The 18,493-nt window shown below is 70.3% G+C and carries 14 protein-coding genes and 1 pseudogene; 11 read left to right on the top strand and 4 right to left on the bottom strand.

Going from position 1 to position 18,493, the window contains the following annotated elements:
- The first annotated feature begins 39 nt into the window (after positions 1–39).
- A pseudogene (locus ACFJIX_RS24895) lies at positions 40–1,594 on the top strand (UbiD family decarboxylase domain-containing protein).
- 205 nt (positions 1,595–1,799) lie between these two features.
- Here ACFJIX_RS24895 and ACFJIX_RS24890 read toward each other — a convergent pair.
- A complete protein-coding gene (locus ACFJIX_RS24890) occupies positions 1,800–2,567 on the bottom strand; it encodes a YdcF family protein (RefSeq protein WP_377155317.1) in 768 nt (255 codons plus the stop codon).
- 54 nt (positions 2,568–2,621) lie between these two features.
- Here ACFJIX_RS24890 and ACFJIX_RS24885 point away from each other — a divergent pair, with 54 nt between their 5' ends.
- The 7 genes from ACFJIX_RS24885 to ACFJIX_RS24855 all read left to right on the top strand — a co-directional run bounded on the left by ACFJIX_RS24885 (position 2,622) and on the right by ACFJIX_RS24855 (position 12,924).
- Positions 2,622–6,719 carry a DUF748 domain-containing protein gene (locus ACFJIX_RS24885; protein WP_377155316.1) on the top strand — a complete coding sequence of 1,366 codons (4,098 nt, stop codon included), beginning with the start codon at positions 2,622–2,624 and terminating at the stop codon, positions 6,717–6,719.
- 76 nt (positions 6,720–6,795) lie between these two features.
- Positions 6,796–7,371, top strand: coding sequence for a peptide-methionine (S)-S-oxide reductase MsrA (gene msrA / locus ACFJIX_RS24880; protein WP_377155315.1), 576 nt, complete (start codon positions 6,796–6,798; stop codon positions 7,369–7,371).
- Between the two features lie 29 nt (positions 7,372–7,400).
- Positions 7,401–8,057 (top strand): ABC transporter ATP-binding protein, encoded by a 657-nt coding sequence (locus ACFJIX_RS24875; protein WP_377155314.1) that lies wholly within the window; start codon positions 7,401–7,403, stop codon positions 8,055–8,057.
- A 115-nt stretch (positions 8,058–8,172) separates the two neighbouring features.
- Complete coding sequence (locus ACFJIX_RS24870; RefSeq protein ID WP_377155313.1) at positions 8,173–9,384, top strand: ABC transporter permease; 1,212 nt, start codon at positions 8,173–8,175, stop codon at positions 9,382–9,384.
- 272 nt (positions 9,385–9,656) lie between these two features.
- Positions 9,657–10,076, top strand: a complete 420-nt coding sequence (locus ACFJIX_RS24865; protein ID WP_377155312.1) for a DUF3299 domain-containing protein — start codon at positions 9,657–9,659, stop codon at positions 10,074–10,076.
- 15 nt (positions 10,077–10,091) lie between these two features.
- On the top strand, positions 10,092–10,607 hold the full coding sequence (locus ACFJIX_RS24860; protein WP_377155311.1) for a hypothetical protein: 516 nt from the start codon (positions 10,092–10,094) through the stop codon (positions 10,605–10,607).
- A 151-nt stretch (positions 10,608–10,758) separates the two neighbouring features.
- Positions 10,759–12,924: a TonB-dependent receptor gene (locus ACFJIX_RS24855; protein ID WP_377155310.1), complete on the top strand. Its 2,166-nt coding sequence runs from the start codon at positions 10,759–10,761 to the stop codon at positions 12,922–12,924.
- Positions 12,925–12,927: 3 nt separating this feature from the next.
- Here the strand turns inward: ACFJIX_RS24855 and pdxH are convergent, their stop codons facing one another.
- On the bottom strand, positions 12,928–13,563 hold the full coding sequence (pdxH, locus tag ACFJIX_RS24850) for a pyridoxamine 5'-phosphate oxidase (RefSeq protein WP_377155308.1): 636 nt from the start codon (positions 13,561–13,563) through the stop codon (positions 12,928–12,930).
- A gap of 189 nt (positions 13,564–13,752) precedes the next feature.
- On the opposite strand from pdxH, the gene ACFJIX_RS24845 reads away from it, so the two are divergent.
- Positions 13,753–14,397, top strand: coding sequence for an NTP transferase domain-containing protein (locus ACFJIX_RS24845; RefSeq protein WP_377155307.1), 645 nt, complete (start codon positions 13,753–13,755; stop codon positions 14,395–14,397).
- A gap of 45 nt (positions 14,398–14,442) precedes the next feature.
- Here ACFJIX_RS24845 and ACFJIX_RS24840 read toward each other — a convergent pair whose 3' ends face one another.
- Positions 14,443–15,066: a gamma-glutamylcyclotransferase gene (locus tag ACFJIX_RS24840; RefSeq protein WP_377155306.1), complete on the bottom strand. Its 624-nt coding sequence runs from the start codon at positions 15,064–15,066 to the stop codon at positions 14,443–14,445.
- Positions 15,067–15,249: 183 nt separating this feature from the next.
- Here ACFJIX_RS24840 and edd point away from each other — a divergent pair, with 183 nt between their 5' ends.
- Both edd and ACFJIX_RS24830 read left to right on the top strand, forming a co-directional pair.
- Positions 15,250–17,070, top strand: coding sequence for a phosphogluconate dehydratase (gene edd / locus ACFJIX_RS24835; RefSeq protein WP_377155305.1), 1,821 nt, complete (start codon positions 15,250–15,252; stop codon positions 17,068–17,070).
- A gap of 44 nt (positions 17,071–17,114) precedes the next feature.
- The gene (locus ACFJIX_RS24830) at positions 17,115–17,750 is read left to right on the top strand and encodes a bifunctional 4-hydroxy-2-oxoglutarate aldolase/2-dehydro-3-deoxy-phosphogluconate aldolase (protein ID WP_377155304.1); all 636 of its coding nucleotides are present in this window, start codon (positions 17,115–17,117) and stop codon (positions 17,748–17,750) included.
- A gap of 134 nt (positions 17,751–17,884) precedes the next feature.
- Here the strand turns inward: ACFJIX_RS24830 and ACFJIX_RS24825 are convergent, their stop codons facing one another.
- On the bottom strand, positions 17,885–18,463 hold the full coding sequence (locus ACFJIX_RS24825) for a PaaI family thioesterase (protein ID WP_377155303.1): 579 nt from the start codon (positions 18,461–18,463) through the stop codon (positions 17,885–17,887).
- Positions 18,464–18,493 lie beyond the last annotated feature (30 nt).

The raw sequence follows: 18,493 nt of genomic DNA, 5'->3' as shown, positions 1-18,493 counted from the left end.
CGTCAACCGTATGGGCCATGTTCTTAAATACTTTTGGTTATGAAGTACCGAGATCTGCGTGACTTTATGGGCGCTTTGGAGGCCATGGGCGAGCTGCGCCGCGTGGCCGAGCCGGTGTCTCCGGTGCTCGAGATGACGGCCGTCAGCGACCTGGTCCTCAAGGCGGAGGGCCCGGCGCTGCTGTTCGAGCAGCCGACCGGCTACCGGATGCCGGTGCTGGCGAACCTGTTCGGGACGCCGCGGCGCGTGGCGCTGGGCATGGGGGCCGAGTCGACCACCCAGTTGAGGGAGGTCGGCCAGCTGCTGGCGACGCTGAAGGAGCCGGAGCCGCCGCGCGGCCTGCGCGACGTGGGCAAGCTGGCGCAGATGGGCAAGGCGCTGTGGGACATGAAGCCGTCGCTGGTGAAGCGGCCGGCCTGTCAGGAGCAGGTGATCGAGGGCGACGACGTCGACCTGAAGCGGTTGCCGATCCAGACCTGCTGGCCCGGCGACGTCGGCCCGCTGCTGACCTGGGGGCTGGTGGTGACGCGGGGGCCGCAGAAGATCGCGAACCCGCGGCTGCGTCAGAACCTCGGTATCTATAGACAGCAGTTGATCGGCAAGCGGCAACTGATCATGCGCTGGCTGGCGCATCGCGGGGGGTGCCCTGGATTTCCGCGACTTCGGCATCGCGAATCCGGGACAGCCGTTCCCCATCGCCGTGGCGCTCGGCGCCGACCCGGCGACGACGCTGGGCGCGGTGACGCCGGTGCCGGACACGCTGTCCGAATACCAGTTCGCCGGCCTGCTGCGCGGCTCGCGGACCGAGGTCGCCGACACGAACGTCGGCGAGGCCGGCCGCATGCTGCAGGTGCCGGCGACGGCGGAGATCGTGCTCGAGGGCCACATCCCGCCGGCGGCGCCGGGCTTCACCGGCCACAGCGAGGACGGTATCCCGCTGAAGGAGAAGGGCGGCTACCTGCACGCGCTGGAAGGTCCCTACGGCGACCACACCGGGTACTACAACGAGCAGGACTGGTTCCCCGTCTTCGAGGTGAACCGGATCACCCAGCGCGAGGGCGCGATCTACCACTCGACCTACACCGGCAAGCCGCCCGACGAGCCGGCGGTCCTGGGCGTGGCGTTGAACGAGGTGTTCGTGCCCATCCTGCAGAAGCAGTTCCCGGAGATCGTCGACTTCTATCTGCCGCCTGAAGGCTGCAGCTACCGGATGGCGGTCATCTCGATCAGGAAGGCCTATCCGGGCCACGCCAAGCGGCTGATGTTCGGCCTGTGGAGCTACCTGCGCCAGTTCATGTACACGAAGTTCATCGTGATCGTGGACGAGGACGTCGACATCCGCAGTTGGCAGGACGTGATCTGGGCGATCACGACGCGCATGGACCCGGTGCGGGACACGACGCTGGTCGAGGGCACGCCGATCGACTACCTGGATTTCGCCTCGCCGGTCAGCGGGCTGGGCGGAAAGATGGGCCTGGACGCGACCAACAAGTGGCCGGGCGAGACGCCGCGCGAATGGGGCCGCGTGATCGAGATGCCGGCCGAGCAGAAAGCCCGTGCGGCGGATCTCTATCAGCGTTTGTTCGGGGGCTAGGAAATTACGGGTTCCCGGGCAACACGGCTTGAAAGGACCGGGAGGCGGACCTAAGGTTGTCTGGCCTTTCCGGCACTTCCTCTGGCGCAGTCTCTGCGCGCCAGGAGCCCTGCGGCAATTCGCCACGGAGCCCCAAAGGCGGCTGGTCCGCCCACCCCTTCCTCGTCCGGCACGTCCGGCGCGGAGGGGGTTTCTCTTTGGGCCGTCAATGACCGCCGACGTAGCCCAGCCATTCGTAACCCAGATAACGCGCCCGCGAGATGCCTTCCTGCGAGGGCAGCAGGTCGCGCCATTCGAACCCCGGCAGCGCCAGGCCGAGCGGCGCGGGGATCACCTCCACCTCCGCCGGCAGCGCCTCGCGGAAGGCCCGCAGCGCGCGGCGCATGTGTACGTCGTGCGTGACCAGCACGACGCGCCGGATCGGCTGCCCGCGCAGCAGCTCGGCGGTGAACTGCGCGTTTTCGCGCGTGTCGGTGGCGCGGTCTTCCTTGGCCGCGAGCGTGAAGCCGAATTCCTGCGCCGCGGTGCGTTCGGCCAGCGCTGCTTCGGTCATGCGTTCGTCCGAGGCGTCGCGTGGCGTGCCGCCGGTGAACATCAGCGGGATGCCGGTCCGTCGCGACAACCAGATCCCGTAGCGCAGCCGCTCGATCGACAGGGCCTTGAGCTGGGCGCCGCCGTATTCCGGCATCAGCTTGCGGGCGCCGCCGCCGAGCACGACGATGAGGGTCTCCTTGGGCGGGACGTCCTTCAGGCGCTCGACCCGCACCGCCTGCTGCGGCCCCAGCAGACGGTCCTGCAGCCACAGCGCGCCGAGCTCGGTGCTGCCGACCCAGACGGCGATCAGCCCGGTCGCGAACAGCGCGCCGGAGAGCCAGCGGCGGCGGTGCCGCAGCCACCACGCGAGCAGCAGCAGCGGAAACGCGCCGGTGGGCGGCAGCAGGAAGGCCGCGACCGCATGTATCAGGTCGTTCATCGAGAGCCGGGGATGGGTGTCAGGTGTTGAGGCCCGCCAGCATAATCAGCTTCCTTGACGACTCGTCCGGGTTTTGCCGGCTGTTCCGTGTTCTTCTCTGCTCTTCCCGTCTGGCCGCGACGCGCGCTGCGTGTGTTCGTGGGTCTGGTGCTCTTCGTCGTCGCGTTGCTGCTCGTGGCCTGGGTGGCGCTGCCGATGTGGATCGAGCGGGCGGGCGTGCGCATCGCTTCGGAGCAACTGGGGCGTCCCGTCACGTTGGGTGGGGCCAGCTTCACGCCGTGGCGGCTCGCGCTCACGCTGGACGAGCTGAAGATCGCCGGTCCGACGGCCGGCGCGCCGCCGCTGTTCGAGGTCCAGCGCGTGCGCACGGTGCTGTCGCCGCGATCGCTGTGGCATCTGGCGCCGGTGCTGTCGTCGCTGACGGTGGCGTCGCCGCGGGTGCGCGTCGCGTTGCTGCCCGATGGCAAGACCGATCTGGACGACATCGTCGCGAGGCTGGCCGCTTCGCCGAAGAAGACGCCGACGCCGGACGACGGGCCCGCCGAGGCGGCGCTCTACAACATCGAACTGACCGACGGCGAATTCCGCCTGGACGACCGCGGCGCCGGCATGGTCCACGAGCTGAAGGCGCTGCAGCTGGGCATTCCGTTCCTGTCGACGCTGGATGCGGACGTCGAGGTGCATGTGCAGCCGCGGCTGTCGGGACGCCTGAACGGCGTCGGCTTCCAGAGCGAGGGTCAGGTGCAGCCCTTCGCCGACACGCGCAGCGCGAGCATGACGGTCAAGCTCGACGCGCTCGACCTGTCGGCGTACCGCGCCTACTGGCCCAAGGAGCTGCCGATGCGGCTGGCCAAGGGCCTGGTCGATTCGCAGCTGACGCTGGATTTCAAGCAGCCGCCGAAGCAGCCGCCCGAGGTCAAGCTCAGCGGCCGGACGTCGGTGCGCGAGCTGTCGCTGCAGCGGCGCGCGGACGCTGGATCGGACGGCAAGGCGGACAGTGACTGGGAGGACTGGCTGCGCTGGCAGACGCTGAGCGTCGAGCTGGCTGACGTGCAGCCGCTCAAGCGTCAGGTGCTGCTGGGCGCGGTGACGCTGAAGCAGCCGGAGCTGCTGATGGGCCGCGACGCGCAAGGCCGCTTGTGGCTGCCGGAGATGTCCGCGGGCTCCACGTCGGCAGCCGCGACGCCGGCGCCGAAGGCCGTCGCCGCGTCGCCGAAGGCGGCGTCCTCCGATGCGGCGAAGACATCCGCCGCGGGCGCGGCGCCCTGGCGGGTCGGCGTGCAGCAACTGGCGCTGGAAGGCGGTCGCGTCGGCTGGACCGACGAGACGCTCCGTCCCGTGGCCCGATGGAACGTCGACGGCCTGACGGTCAAGGGTAGCGGACTGAGCTGGCCGTTGGCCGCGAAGGCTGCGCCGGTGGAGATCGCCGCGACGCTGTCGCCTGAAGGCGCGAAGACCCCGGCGACGTTGAGTGGCAAGGGCGAGGTCGGCAAGGCCGGCATCGCGCTCGCCTGGGCGCTGAAGGAGCTGGCGCTGGACGGCTTCGCGCCGTATCTGAAGGCGGCGACGCCGCTGTCGGTCCAGGGCCGCTTCGCCACGCAGGGTGCCGTGAGCGCGGGACCGGCGGGCGAGAACCTCAAGCTGTCGCTGAAGGCGCTCAGCCTCGACGACGTTCAACTCGCCGACGGCAAGAAGCCGGTGCTGGCGCTCAAGCAGTTGAGCCTCGACCAGGCGGCGCTCGCGCTGGACAGCCGCCAACTGACGGCCGGCCGGCTGGCGCTGGTGGCGCCGAAGGCGCAACTGGGCCGCGACAAGTCCGGCAAGTGGAGCTGGGACGCCTGGATGGGCGCCTCGGCCGCGTCGCACGCGGCGAGCGGGCAGGGCGCCGCAGTCGCCACAGGCGCAGCAACTGCCTCACGCCGACGCGAACCTGAAGGGCGCGGCGATCGCCTGACCTTGAGCGCGCCGGACCATCCCGAGCTGGCCGCTGCCAAAGCGGCGAACGATGCGCCGTGGACCGCGCAGATTGCCGAGATCGCCGTGGAAGGCGGCGAGGCAACCTTGCTCGATCTGGCGACGCATGTGCTCGACGACGAACCGGCCCGGCCGATCGGTGTTCAGGAACTGATGCTGAAGGTGTCCGGCATCGACTGGGACGGTCGGCAACTGCGCAAGCCGCTGCCCGTGCAACTGGCAGCGACGCTGCGCCGGCCCGACGCCACGCGCCGCAACGCGCGCGAGGTGCCGAAGTTCCGTTGGGACGGTCAACTCGCGCTGACGCCGCTGACAGCCTCGGGACGCCTGAGCGCCGAGCACTTGCCGCTGCACTGGGTCGATCCCTACCTCGATCCGTCCATCGGCATCCACCTGCAGCGTGCCGAGGGGTCGATGCGCGGCGGCTTCGAGTTCACCGAGACGTCCAAGGGACCGTCGGTGCGCGCCGACGGCGAGTTGCTGATCTCCGACCTCCGGCTGCGCCAGGCGCGGCTGCAGGACGGCAGACGCCGTTCGGCCGAGGACCTGTTGAGCTGGCAGGGCCTGAAGCTCGGCGGGCTGCGGGTGGCGCTGGCGCCCGGCGGAGCGCCGGACGTGAAGATCCAGCAGGCCGTGCTGGACGAGTTCTACGCGCGCCTGATCATCAACGAGCAGGGCCGCCTCAACCTGCGCGACCTGAACCAGACCGAGCAGGGCCAGGCCGTGGCGGCCGTGGCAGGCACGTCGGCGGCGTCCGCGCCGGTGGCGGCGACGGTGGCTCGCGCGACGTCGGCGCCGACACCGGCGACGGGGCCGTCCGGCGCGGCGTCGGCCGGCACTGCGCCGGTAGTCGGCGCGGCCTCGTCCGCGGCCGGCGATCCGCCGCTGCGGCTCAGCATCGGCGAGACACGCGTCAACGGCGGCAAGGTCGATTTCAACGACCGCTTCATCAAGCCCAACTACAGCGCCAACCTCAGCGAACTCACAGGGACGCTGGGCGCGTTCTCGGCCGGTTCGGCGGCGATGGCGCCGCTGCAGCTCAAGGGCAAGGTCGAGGGCACCGGCCTGCTCGACATCAGCGGCCAGTTGAACCCCAGCGGCGCGCCGCTGGCGCTGGACATCACCGCCAGCGCCACCGACATCGAGCTCGCGCCGCTGTCGCCGTATGCCGGCAAGTACGCGGGCTATGCGATCGAGCGCGGCAAGCTGTCCACACGGGTCCATTACCAGATCGAGCCCGGCGGTCGCCTGGAGGCCGACAACAAGATCGTGCTCAATCAGCTGACCTTCGGCGACCGCATCGACAGCCCCACGGCGACCCGGTTGCCGGTCAAGCTGGCGGTAGCGCTGCTCAAGGACAGCGACGGCGTCATCGACGTGAACCTGCCGGTCAGCGGCTCGCTCAACGATCCGGAGTTCAGCGTCGGCGGCCTGGTCGTGAAGCTCATCGTCAACCTGCTGACGAAGGCGCTGACGGCGCCGTTCTCGCTGCTGTCGGGCGGCGGCGCTGGCGCCGAGATCAGCCAGCTCGAGTTCAAGCCGGGCACGGCGGCGCTGCAGCCGGAGGCGGCGAAGAAGCTCGAACCGCTGACGAAGGTGCTGGCCGACAAGCCGGTGCTGCAGCTGAGCATCACCGGCTGGGTCGATCCCGACGCCGAACGCCGCGCGGCGCAGGGCGCCCGGCTGGAGGACGCGCTGATCGCCGAGCGTCGCCGTGAACTGCGGCGCGCGTCGGTCACGCAGGCGGTGAACGCACCTGGCGCGGCCGCTTCGAGCAGTTCCGGCGCTTCGGGTGCGTCGGGCGTGTCCGGCACCGCCGACGCGGGCCCCGCGCCGATCGTGCTCGACGACGCGCAACGCGCGCGGCTGCTCAAGGTCGTCTACGACAACGCCAAGCTGCCCAACAAGCCGCGCAACCTGATCGGGCTGTCCAAGGACATCCCGGCGGCGCAGATGCGCGACTTGCTGATGGACAGCTACACCGTCACCGACGAGCAGCTGCGCGAGCTGGCCCTGCAGCGCGCGGTCGCCGTCCGCGACGCGCTGCTTGAGCGCGGCGTGCCGAATGCGCGCATGTTCCTCGCCTCGCCGAAGCTGCACGCGAAGGACGACGAGCGCGGCGGCGACAAGGACAAGCCCTGGTCGCCTCGCGTGGATCTGGCGCTGAGCGCACAGTAAGTCCGTGGCGCCAGGGCTTGATCGCCGATGATCCGCCCACAAGTGACCCGGCCGACCGATTCATGAGGACCTCGCCATGACCACCACCCCGAACCCCGTCCAACTCCAGCCCGGCGAGGACCTCATCACCCTCGGCGGCGGCTGCTTCTGGTGCACCGAGGCGGTGTTCCTGCGCGTCAAGGGCGTCCTCGGCGTGGAGTCCGGCTACACCAACGGGCCGCTGGCCAGCCCGAACTACGAGCAGGTCTGCTCCGGCACGACCGGCCATGCCGAGGTCGTGCGCGTGCGCTTCGATACCCAGGTCGTCAGCCTGGAGGATCTGCTGCAGGTCTTCTTCACCATCCACGACCCGACCACGCTGAACCGCCAGGGCGCCGACGTCGGCACCCAGTACCGGTCCGGCATCTACTACACGCGGCCGGAGCAGCTCGGCGTGATCCGGCAGGTCGTCGACGAGGCCCAGCGCGCCCACGGCGGCAAGGTCGTCACCGAGGTCCAGCCCGAAGACAACTACTGGCCCGCCGAGGCCTATCACCAGGACTACTTCGCCAACCATCCGGAGCAGGGCTACTGCGCGTTCGTCGTCGCGCCCAAGGTCGACAAGTTCGCCAAGAAGTTCAAGGAACTGCTGAAGGACGAGGCGGCAGGCTGATGTCGGAAGCGGCGGGGGCGGCTGGCGCCGTGAAGTCCGCCGAGGCGGCCAGGACGTCGGAGCGGCCGGAGGGCTGGCCGATGATCGCCTGCGACGGGCTGCGCTTCCGCTACGGCGGCGCGGGCCGGTCGGGGCAGGGCGTCGACCTCGGCGTCGAGCTCGACCTGCAGTTTCCGGACTTCGCGCTGCCCGCCGGCGGGCATCTGCTGGTGCGCGGCACCTCGGGCAGCGGCAAGAGCACCCTGCTCGCGCTGATGGCGGGGCTGCTGACGCCGTCGGCGGGTTATCTGATGCTGGCCGGCATGGAGGTGTCCCGGATGCCTCCCGCCCAGCGTGACGCGTGGCGCGGGGAGTACCTCGGCTTCGTGCCGCAGCGGCTGCACCTCAGTCCGTCGCTCACCGTGCGCGACAACCTCTCGCTGCCCTATGTGGCGGCCGGTCTGGCGCCGGACCTTCCGCGCATCCGGCGCCTGCTCAATGAACTCGGCGTCGGCGCGCTGGAGCATCGCCGGCCGCATGCGCTCAGCCAAGGGCAGGCGCAGCGGGTGGCGCTCGCCAGGGCGCTGCTGCGCGCGCCGCGCATCTTGATCGCCGACGAGCCACCGCCAACCTCGACGACGAGGCCTGCGAGGCGACGCTCTCGCTGTTGCGGCGCGCAGCCGCCGAGCACGGCGTGCACCTGGTGATCGCCTCGCATGACGCACGGGTGGAGGCGGCCTGGGTCGACTGGCCCGAGCCGTATCGACTGCGACTCCCGAGCCGGAGCGCCGCTTCTTCCGTGACATCGACGACCTCGACCTCATGAGCCGCGCGCCGTTGAACCTGCCGCGCCTCGCGTGGCGCTACCTCTGGGCGCGTCCGATGCTGACGGCGCTCAACCTGATGCTGCTGAGCCTCGGGCTGGCGGCGATCGGGTTCGTCGTCCTGGTCAGCGAGCAGATGGAGCAGGGCCTCAAGCGCGATCTCGGCGGCATCGACCTGGTCGTCGGCGCCAAGGGCAGCCCGATGCAGATCCTGTTGGCGGGCGTGTTCCACCTCGACCAGTCGACCGGCAACATCCCGCTGGCCACCGTGTCGCAACTGCGCGCGCAGCCGCTGGTCGCGCAGGCGGTGCCGATCTCGCTCGGCGACAGCGTCCAGGGCTTCCGCATCGTCGGGACGACGGCCGACTATCTGGCGCTCTATCAACTCGCCCTGGCCCAGGGCCAAGCCTGGAAGGCGCCGATGCAGGCCGTGCTGGGCGCCGAGGTGGCGGGGCGCTCCGGGTTGAAGCCGGGCGACCGGTTCCACGGCACGCACGGACTGGCGTCCGGCGGCGACGAGCACGAGGAGGCCTATGAGGTCGTCGGCGTTCTGGCACCGACGGGCGGCGTGGTCGACCGGCTCGTGCTGACGGACCTCGCGTCCGTCTGGGAGGCGCATGCGGCCCACGGGCACGGCGAGGTCGCGCCTCTCGACGAGGCCTCGCTGGAAGTGAGCATGGTGCTGGTCCGCTACCGCAGCCCGCTGGCCGCGGTGATGCTGCCGCGCTGGGTGAATGCGCAGCCGGGCCTTCAGGCGTCGGTGCCCGCGCTGGAAACGGCGCGGCTGCTGAGCATGGTCGGCGTAGGAGTCGATGTGTTGCGCGGGTTCGGCGGCGTGCTGCTGCTGGCGGCGGCCCTGTCGGTGCTGGTGGCGCTGCTGCATGCGGTGCGGGAGCGCCAGGGCGATCTCGCCATGCTGCGGATGCTCGGCGCCACGCCGGCGCGCGTGGCCGCGCTGATCGCGATGGAGGCGCTGATGCTGGCGGGACTCGCCACGCTGCTGGCACTGGGCCTGGCCCATGCGCTGACGGCGGGACTGGGCGTGGTGCTCGCGCTGCAGCAGTCGGTGCGGATCTCCGGCGCCTGGGTGTCGGGGTGGGAGGCGCTTGTGCCGGCGCTGGCGCTCGGGCTGGCCGTGCTTGCCGCGGCGTGGCCGGCGTGGCGCGGCTATCGGCTCGACGTCACCGAACTGCTGCAGACGCCGCGCTGAGCGACGCCGAGGCGGCTTGGCCGACCGCCCGCCTGATCCGGCGCTGGTCGCCGCTCGCCCGGACCTTGCTTCGGGCGGTCACCGAGCCGGTGCACAATGCTGAGCTTCACGCGGCCCTGAGGCCGCATTGACGCCACCGCCCTCGATGAGCACTCGCATCACCTCCGCTGCAACGCGCGCCCGCCGGGCGGCGATCGCGCTCGTGACGATCGTCATGGGGGGGCGCCGTCTTCGCGCAGGCGGCGCCGGCCGCTTCCGGCGCTGCGGTCCCGATGGGCTCCGGCCCCGGCTATCACGACCCGCGCAGCCCCTTCAAGCCGCTGCAGGAGGTCGAGGGCGTCGTCAGTTGGAAGCTGCTGTCCTCGGTCACCGTGAAGGCGGACAAGAGCAAGGTCACCCCGAGCTTCCCGTCCGGCGTGCTGGCGCTGAACCAGCGCACGGTGAAGGTCCAGGGATTCATGATGCCGCTGGAGCCCGGCGACAAGCAGAGCCACTTCCTGCTGTCGTCGGTGCCGACGAGTTGCTCGTTCTGCGTACCGGCCGGACCGGAAGGCCTGGTCGAGGTTCGCAGCAAGACACCGGTGCGCTACACGCTGGACGTCGTGACCGTGGAGGGTCAGATGGCCGTCCTCAACGACGATCCCTACGGCATGTTCTATCGCGTGACGGACGCCGTCCGCGCGACGCGCTGACGCCGCTTGACACCGATGTCCCGCCTGACCGCCTCCGCCACGACCCGCCAGCAGCGCTGGTGGATCTGGCTGTGCGTGGCCGCGGTGATGGGCTTCCAGGCGCTTGGACTGGTGCACCGGACGCTGCACGGATCGCCCGCCGCGTCCTCGCGTCTGGCATTCACGGTCGCGGCACTCGCTGCGGCGGCTGAAGCGGCGGTCGACACTGTCGATGCCACCGCCACCGCCACCGCCACCGCCACCGCCACCGCCACCGCCACGTCCGAGGGCGGCGGCGAGAACCTCTCCACCGCTGGCGGCACCGCCGTCGCCGTGATGGCGGACGAGGGCAGTACACCGCGCTTCGGTCACGCGGCCGGAACGCCCGACTGCCAACTGCTCGACCAGCTCAGCCATGTGCTGGGTCCCATCGTCCAGGCGTCCGCCTGGGCCGCGCTGCCGCCGGACATCCCCACCGGCATCGATCAGCCGCATGACGCCACGCTCGCGCAGCAGTGGCGCAAGAGCGCTCGCGGTCCGCCGAGAGCCTGACACCTCCATCGATTCCGCCCTTGCTCAGGCGCGCCCTCCGGCGCGACCGGGCCGTTCGCGCATGCCTCCGGCGTCGCGGCGTGCCGGCACGGGCCCTCCAAGAATTTGATGGCGCCGCGGCGTTCCGCCGCCGGTGCTCGAGAGTGTTTCCATGGCCATCCTGTCCACGTCGATCCGTTTGATCCGTTCGTCGGCGCCGTCGCGCGCCCCTGTCCAACCCACGCTCCTGGCCGTCGCGCTGAGCGCCGCCGCAAGCGGCGCCTGGGCCCAGCCAGCCCCGCCCGCACCTGCACCCGCGCCGGCTCCTGCCGCGGCGGCTGTCGATCCGACCTCGGCCGATGCCGGCGCCGTATCCGGCGGTGCCGATCGGGCTCACAAGCACAAGCTCGACGTGGTCGTCGTGACGGGCAACCCGCTGAGCCAGCGCGAACTCGCCGCGCCGGTGCAGGTGCTGAGCGGCGACGCGCTGACCCTCAAGCGCGGCGCCAGCCTTGGCGAGACCCTGGACGGCCTGGCCGGCGTGGGCTCGACCTACTTCGGTCCGAACAGCAACCGGCCGACGATGCGCGGTCTCGACGGTGATCGCGTCCGGATGCTCAGCAACTCCGGCGCTTCCGTCGATGCGTCCAGCCTGAGCTTCGACCACGCGCTGCCGGTCGATCCGCTGGTGCTGACGCGCGTCGAGGTGCTGCGCGGCGCGGCCGCGCTGCAGTACGGCGGCAACGCGATCGGCGGCGTCGTCAATGCGATCGACAACCGCATCCCGCGACTGGCCCAGCCCGGACTGAACGGCGCGGCGGAGCTGCGCCTGGGCGGCGCCTCGAAGGAACGCGGCGGTGCCGTGGTGCTGGACGGCGGCACGACGGGCTTCGCCTGGCACGTGGACGCGGCCGACCGCCGCGCCGACGACCAGCGCGTGCCGCGCTTCGAGAGCGAGGACGGCGCCTCAACGCATGTCCGCAACTCCGACAGTCACGGCCGCAGCGGCGCGGTGGGCGGCTCGCTGCTGTTCTCGCAGGGGTATGCCGGCGTGTCGGTCGAGGACTATCACAACGACTACGGCGTCACCGTCGAGCCCGACGTGCGCATCGAGATGCAGCGTCAGCGCCTCGCGACCGCCGGCGAATGGCGGGATCCGCTGCCGGGCCTGGCGCGCGTGACCTGGCAGTTCGCGAGCAGCCGCTACAAGCACCAGGAAGTGGAGGGCAGCGGCGAGGTCGGCACCGTCTTCTCGTCCGACGGCAAGGACGGCCGGGTCGAGGCGACGCATGCCGCCTTCCAGGGCGACTGGGGCTCGATGCAGGGCGTGCTCGGCTGGCAATGGGAACTCAGCGATTTCTCTGCCCTCGGCGAGGAGGCGTTGGTCCCTGGCACCAAGACCCGCAACAACGCGCTGTTCCTGATCGAGCAGTTCCGCTCGGGTCCCTGGAGTCTGCAGGCCGGCGCGCGCGCGGAGCGCGTCAACATCGGCTCGACCGGCGGCGACGAGGAGCGTTTCGGCGACCCGGTGACGCGGCGCTTCAGCCCGAAGAGCTTCTCGCTGAGCGGGGCCTACGAACTGGGCAACGGCTTCAGCCTGTCGAGCAACCTGAGCAGCAGCCAGCGCGCGCCGACCTTCTACGAACTCTTCGCCAACGGCGTGCACGTGGCGTCGGGTGCCTACGAGGTGGGCGACATCAACCTGGGCCTGGAGCGCGCGAAGGCGGTCGACCTCGGCCTGCACTGGAAGCAGGGCGACGCGAAGTGGAGCGTGCAGGTCTACCAGACGCGTTTCTCCAACTACATCGCGCTGGACGCGAGCGGCCGCAGCATCGACGAGGTCGGTGAGGACGGCGGGATCGAATCGGTGCCCGAGTACCTCTACCGCGGCGTGCGTGCCCGGATGCACGGCGTGGAGCTGGAAGGCAAGCAGCCGCTGCCCAGGCTGGCGGGTTGGGACCTGACTTTGGGCACGACGATCGACCTCGTGCGCGGCACCAACCGCGACACCAACGAGCCGCTGCCGCGCCTGGCGCCGGTGCGCGGCAGTGTCTCGATCCAGGCGGAACGTGGCCCGTGGCTGGTCCAGGCCGAGCTGCGCGGCGCGATGCGCCAGGACCGCGTGCCGGCGCTGGACACGCCGACGGCGGGTTACGGCATCCTGCGTCTGAACATCGCGCGCCACTTCGACATCGGCAACCTGGACGCGATGTGGTACGTCAAGCTGGACAACCTGGCCAACAAGCTCGCCTACAACGCGAGCAGCGTGCAGACGATCCGCGAGCTGACACCGCTGCCGGGCCGCAGCCTCTTCGCGGGGGTGCAGGTCAAGTTCTGAGCGTCAAGGCGCGAGCCGTTCGCGGACCCACTCGTCGCCTTCACGGCGATACACGAGCCGGTCATGCAGCCGCGACTTGCGCCCTTGCCAGAACTCCCAGCGCTCGGGCACGAGCCGGTAACCGCCCCAGTGCGGCGGCCGGCCCGGATTCAATCCGTGCTGCGCGGCGGCCTTCGCGGCATTGGCCACCAGCACCGCGCGCGACGAGATCACCTGGCTCTGCGGCGAGGCCCATGCGCCCAGGCGCGAGTCCAGCGGCCGGGACGCGAAGTAGGCATCCGACTGCGCCGCGTCGACCTGCTCGACGGCGCCTTCGATGCGGACCACGCGTTCCAGCTCGACCCAGTGGAACTGCAGGGCGGCGAACGGATGCAGCGCCAGCTCGCGGCCCTTGCGGCTGTCATAGTTGGTGTACCAGACAAGGCCGCGTTCCTCGATGTCCTTGATCAGCACGATGCGCGTGGACGGACGTCCGTCCGGCCCGACCGTTGCCAGGGTCATCGCGTTGGGTTCGGGCACCTGGGCGTCCAGCGCCTGCTGGAACCATTCACGGAACTGGCGCAGCGGCTCGCCCGCGGACTGGTGTTCGTCGAGCTCGGCGCGCTCGTAGCTCTTTCGAAGGTCGGAGAGTTTGTCCATCTTGCAAGTATCGGGTGAATCCTCGGGACGCTCTGCCGGGGGGAGTTATGCAGGGCATCCCTTAAGTAGAGCTCCCAATCGTGAAACTCCGGGTGGGAGCGCTTTCGCGCCACAGGCATGCTTGCTCCCATCCAGCCGCGCCACAGAGCCGGCCCAGGGGGATCGGAACCAAACCAGAAGGAAGTTCGCATGAATCAGCGACGACCCGCCGTCGTCGTGCTCGCGGCAGGGCGCGGCCAGCGCTTTCGCGGCGAGGGCCACAAGCTGGAACAGGTCTTGAACGGAGATACCGTGCTGGCGCTGACCTTGCGCCAGACGATGGCCTCCGGCCTGCCGATGCTCGTGGTGACCTCGACCGCGTTGGCGCCTCTGGTCCGACGCCATGTGGCCTCGCGCGACATGCTGGTGCTGCCCGACCAGGACCGCCTCGGGCGCCCCGCGCCGCTGGGCATGGGGCATTCGATCGCGGCCGGCGTGGCCGCAACCGGGGACGCGCCCGGCTGGCTGATCCTGCCCGCGGACATGCCGATGGTGCGGTCGACCACCTTGACGGCCGTCGCGCAGGCGATCGAGCACGATCCGATCGCGTATGCCCAGCACCGCGGACGGCGCGGACATCCGGTGGGGTTCAACGCGGAACTCTTCTCCGAGCTCACCAGCCTGCAAGGCGACGAGGGCGCGCGCCGGCTGCTGGCGCGTTATCCGGCACAGGCCGTGGACGTCGACGATCCGGGGGTGCTCATCGACGTCGACACCGTCGAGGACCTGCAGCGCCTGGCCGTCGATCCGTCGAAGCCACGTCCGAGCAGCGAAGGCCTGCGGTCCCTGGGCTGAGGCGGGCCTCGATCGGGCGGCTCCGAAGCCATCCTGCCATCGGTCTCAGAGACCGTTCGAACGGGCCAGCGCCAGCTGCCGTTCCAACGCGCGATCGCGGATGCCATGCTCCCGCAGGCAGGTCACGGCACGCTGCAGGTAATCGAGCGTCGTGCCGTAACGGCCACGCGCGTGGCGCAGGATGTGCAGCAACCGGTCGTCGGCGATATCGCCCACCCAGCCCGGACTGCGTCGCGACAGCGTGAAGGCCAGCGCCTTGCGTGTGCCCAGACCGTCGGCGCAATGACAGTCCAGCCAACGCGGCACGTAGGTGCCGACCACCATCTCGCGCAGCCACAGGCGACGCAGCGTCGCCTCGCTGTCCTTGGGTTCGACGCGGTACATCAAGCCCCGGCAACTGCCGCCCGACAGCAGCGTCATCACCAGGCCGGGCTGCTCGGTGCTGCCGCGGTTCACCAGCGAGCGCAACCGCAGCGCGCGGTGATACCCCTGGACCCTGGCCACCAGCGTCTGCGCAGGGTCAAAACCAGGGTTCCACATCAGGGAGCCATAAGCGAACATCATCAGGCCGTGCTCGCGGTCCCAGGTGCGTTCCGCCACTTCCAGCAGTTGCTGGCTGTGGGCGGGCAGGTCTTCCAGGCGGGCTTCCGCAAGGGGGTCGTGAATCATGAATCGAATGCTGCCATACCGGCCGCCCGCGTCGGGTACGTGGCCTGCCGCGAAGGTGTGGCGTGCGCCCTGTTTCTGTAACCACCTTGTACCCGGGAAACCGGCCAGGGAGGGCCACACACGCTCTGGGGCGTGTAATATGGTTACCAATCTAACCCTGGCCGAGTTACATCGGCAGTCGGCATGAACAAGACCATTCTGGATGTCACCGCGCGGATCAAGGCGCGCAGCGCCGCGTCGCGCGAGCGCTATCTGGACCTGATCGAGCGCATGGCGGGTCGGCAGCGCGGCGTGCAACGCCTGGGCTGCGCGAACGTGGCGCATGCGGTGGCCGCGATGCCGGCCAACGACAAGCTGCGCATCGTGGCGGAGAAGGCGCCGCATCTCGGCATCGTCACGGCCTACAACGACATGCTGTCGGCGCACCAGCCGTATGAGACCTACCCGGGCATCATCCGCGACGAGGTCCATCGCCTGGGCGCGACCGCGCAGGTCGCCGGCGGCGTGCCGGCGATGTGCGACGGCGTCACGCAGGGCACGCCGGGCATGGAGCTCAGCCTGTTCTCGCGCGACACGATCGCGATGGGCACGGCGGTGGCGCTGTCGCACGATGTGTTCGACGCGGCGCTGCTGCTGGGCATCTGCGACAAGATCGTGCCCGGTCTGTTGATCGGCGCGCTGCACTTCGGGCATCTGCCCTGCGTGTTCGTGCCGGCGGGGCCGATGAGCTCGGGGCTGTCCAACAACGACAAGGCCAAGGTGCGCGAACTCTACGCGCAAGGCAAGGTGGGCCGCGACGAGCTGCTGCAGGCCGAGTCCCAGGCCTATCACGGCGCGGGCACCTGCACCTTCTACGGCACGGCCAACAGCAACCAGATGCTGCTGGAGGCGATGGGCCTGCACGTGCCGGGCGCGGCCTTCGTCCATCCGCACGATGGCCTGCGCGAGGCGCTGACCCGCGAAGCGGTGCGTCAGGCGCTGAAGATCATTCCGCAGCGCGACTACACGCCGATCGGCCGCATGGTCGACGAGCGCAGCATCGTCAACGCGATGGCCGCGCTGCTGGCCACGGGCGGCTCGACGAACCACCTGATCCACTGGGTCGCCGTGGCGCGCTCCGCGGGGATCCTGATCGACTGGAGCGACTTCTCCGAGCTGTCGGGCGTCGTGCCGCTGCTGTCGCGCGTGTACCCGAACGGCAGCGCCGACGTGAACCAGTTCCAGGCCGCCGGCGGTCCGGGCTTCGTGATCAAGGAGCTGATCGGCGCCGGGCTGATGCATGGCGATGTGCTGACGTCGGTGTCGGGTCAGAACCTGAGCGCCTTCGGACGCCTGCCGCATCGTGCGGACGACGGCTCGGTCACGTGGACCGACCTGCCGGCCAAGAGCGGCGACGACACCGTCGTGCGCACGGCCGCCGCGCCGTTCTCGCCGACCGGCGGATTGAAGCTGCTGGCGGGCAACCTGGGCCGCGCGGTGATCAAGGTGTCCGCGGTGCCGGAGGACCGGCACACGGTCGAGGCACCGGCGCGCATCTTCGACAGCCAGGAAGCGATGCAGGCCGCGTTCAAGGCCGGCGAACTGGAGCGCGACGTGGTGGTCGTGGTCCGCTTCCAGGGGCCTCAGGCCAACGGCATGCCGGAGCTGCACAAGCTGACGCCGCCGCTGGCGGTGCTGCAGGGCAAGGGCTTCAAGGTGGCGCTGGTGACGGACGGGCGCATGAGCGGCGCGTCGGGCAAGGTGCCGGCCGCGATCCACGTGAGCCCCGAGGCGCTGGCCGGCGGTCCGTTGGCCACGCTGCGCGACGGCGATCTGGTGCGCGTCTGCGCCAACACCGGCGTGCTGAGCGCGCTGGTGCCGGCCGCCGAATGGGATCGCCGCGAGCTGGCGCAGATCACCGCCGATGCGGTGATCGAGAACGGCGCCGGCCTGGGCCGTGAGCTCTTCGCCGGCATGCGGCGCAACGTGACGACGGCGGAGGAGGGCGCGATCAGCTGGCTGTGAGGCCGAGCTCAACGCCCACTGATTTCGACTAAAAGGACACTCACATGACTGCCATCAAGGACACCCTGAGCCTGGCCGAACACGGCCCGGTCATTCCGGTCATCGTCATCGACCGCGTCGAGGACGCGGTGCCGCTGGCCCGCGCGCTGGTGGCGGGCGGCGTGAAGGTGCTGGAGGTGACGCTGCGCACGCCGGTGGCGCTCGAGGCGATCGCCGCGATCGCGCGCGAGGTGCCGGAGGCGCTCGTCGGCGCCGGCACGCTGCGCACCTCGGCCGATGCCATCGCCGCGAAGAAGGCCGGCGCCAGCTTCGCCGTCAGTCCCGGCTTCACGATGGATGTGGCGGGGGCCTGCTCGGCGCATTTCCTGCCGCTGCTGCCGGGCGTGTCGACGGCCAGCGAGGTGATGATGGCCAGCGACGCCGGCTTCCGCTTCCTGAAGCTGTTCCCGGCCACCGCCGTCGGCGGCACGAGCCTGTTGAAGGCCCTGGCGGGCCCGTTCCCGGACGTCGCGTTCTGCCCGACGGGCGGCATCACGGTGCAGACGGCGCCGGACTTCCTGGCGCTGCCAAACGTGAAGGTCTGCGGCGGCTCGTGGCTGACGCCGGCGGATGCGGTGAAGGCGGGCGATTGGGCCCGCATCACGCAACTGGCCAAGGAGGCCAGCGCGCTGCGCGCTTGAAATCACCCGGTGAAGGAGGCTCTGGAAGCCCTCTTTATCGTTTCGCTCCCACCCCATCCCCGCCCTCCAAGCGGGCGGGGCAGAAGTCACCCCACCCCGGCCCGCCCCCACGGGGCGGGTGAGCGGCAACGGGCTTAGCGCTTCGGGGGGTCGAATACCAGGCACGTGGTGCTGGCGTGTGCATACAACTTGCCGTCGTGGCCAATCAGATCGGCCTCGGCGGTCGCCATCTGGCGGCCGACGTGACGCACGCGGCCGATGGCGCGCACGACCGGCACCTTCTCGTTGAGCGCGCGAACAAGGTTGATCTTCAGTTCGAGCGTCGTGTAGGCGCGACCCACGTCCATCGTCGTATGCACCGCGCAGCCCAGCGCCGAATCGAGCAGCGTCGCGTACCAGCCGCCGTGCACCGTGCCCATCGGGTTGTAGTGCCGGAACTTCGGCGTGCCCTGGAAAACCACCTCGCCCTTGCTCGCACGCAGCAGCGTGAAGTCCAGCGTCTGCGCGATCGGCGGCGGCGGGAGCTTGCCGTCGAGCATCGCCAGCATCTGCTCCAGACCATCCATGCCGGCGATCTCGGCCATCGTGGCCACGCCGTGTTCTGGGCGGAGCCGGGCGCGAACCTCCTTCTCTTCCGCCTGCCATTGGGCCAGCGCTTCGTCGTGGGACACGACGGATGAGGCGGTGGGCGAGGGTGTCAGTGCTGCGCTCATGATGGAGTCCTGTGGCGGTGGGCCTGGGTG

The organism is Roseateles sp. UC29_93, assembly GCF_042695725.1.
GTDB classification, from domain to species: Bacteria; Pseudomonadota; Gammaproteobacteria; order Burkholderiales; family Burkholderiaceae_C; genus Roseateles; species Roseateles noduli_A.
The sequence above is the reverse complement of the archived record's forward strand: the minus strand, read 5'-3'. Positions and strand labels throughout refer to the sequence as shown.

What these genes read in the sequence shown, in the direction of transcription:
- ACFJIX_RS24830 (WP_377155304.1), top strand. Translation starts at nt 17,115, where the DNA reads ATGACTGCCATCAAGGACACCCTGAGCCTGGCCGAACACGGCCCGGTC.
- ACFJIX_RS24870 (WP_377155313.1), top strand. Translation starts at nt 8,173, where the DNA reads ATGAGCCGCGCGCCGTTGAACCTGCCGCGCCTCGCGTGGCGCTACCTC.
- msrA (WP_377155315.1), top strand. Translation starts at nt 6,796, where the DNA reads ATGACCACCACCCCGAACCCCGTCCAACTCCAGCCCGGCGAGGACCTC.
- ACFJIX_RS24845 (WP_377155307.1), top strand. Translation starts at nt 13,753, where the DNA reads ATGAATCAGCGACGACCCGCCGTCGTCGTGCTCGCGGCAGGGCGCGGC.
- ACFJIX_RS24890 (WP_377155317.1), bottom strand. Translation starts at nt 2,567, where the DNA reads ATGAACGACCTGATACATGCGGTCGCGGCCTTCCTGCTGCCGCCCACC.
- ACFJIX_RS24865 (WP_377155312.1), top strand. Translation starts at nt 9,657, where the DNA reads ATGGGCTCCGGCCCCGGCTATCACGACCCGCGCAGCCCCTTCAAGCCG.
- pdxH (WP_377155308.1), bottom strand. Translation starts at nt 13,563, where the DNA reads ATGGACAAACTCTCCGACCTTCGAAAGAGCTACGAGCGCGCCGAGCTC.
- ACFJIX_RS24840 (WP_377155306.1), bottom strand. Translation starts at nt 15,066, where the DNA reads ATGATTCACGACCCCCTTGCGGAAGCCCGCCTGGAAGACCTGCCCGCC.
- ACFJIX_RS24860 (WP_377155311.1), top strand. Translation starts at nt 10,092, where the DNA reads ATGTCCCGCCTGACCGCCTCCGCCACGACCCGCCAGCAGCGCTGGTGG.
- ACFJIX_RS24825 (WP_377155303.1), bottom strand. Translation starts at nt 18,463, where the DNA reads ATGAGCGCAGCACTGACACCCTCGCCCACCGCCTCATCCGTCGTGTCC.
- edd (WP_377155305.1), top strand. Translation starts at nt 15,250, where the DNA reads ATGAACAAGACCATTCTGGATGTCACCGCGCGGATCAAGGCGCGCAGC.
- ACFJIX_RS24855 (WP_377155310.1), top strand. Translation starts at nt 10,759, where the DNA reads ATGGCCATCCTGTCCACGTCGATCCGTTTGATCCGTTCGTCGGCGCCG.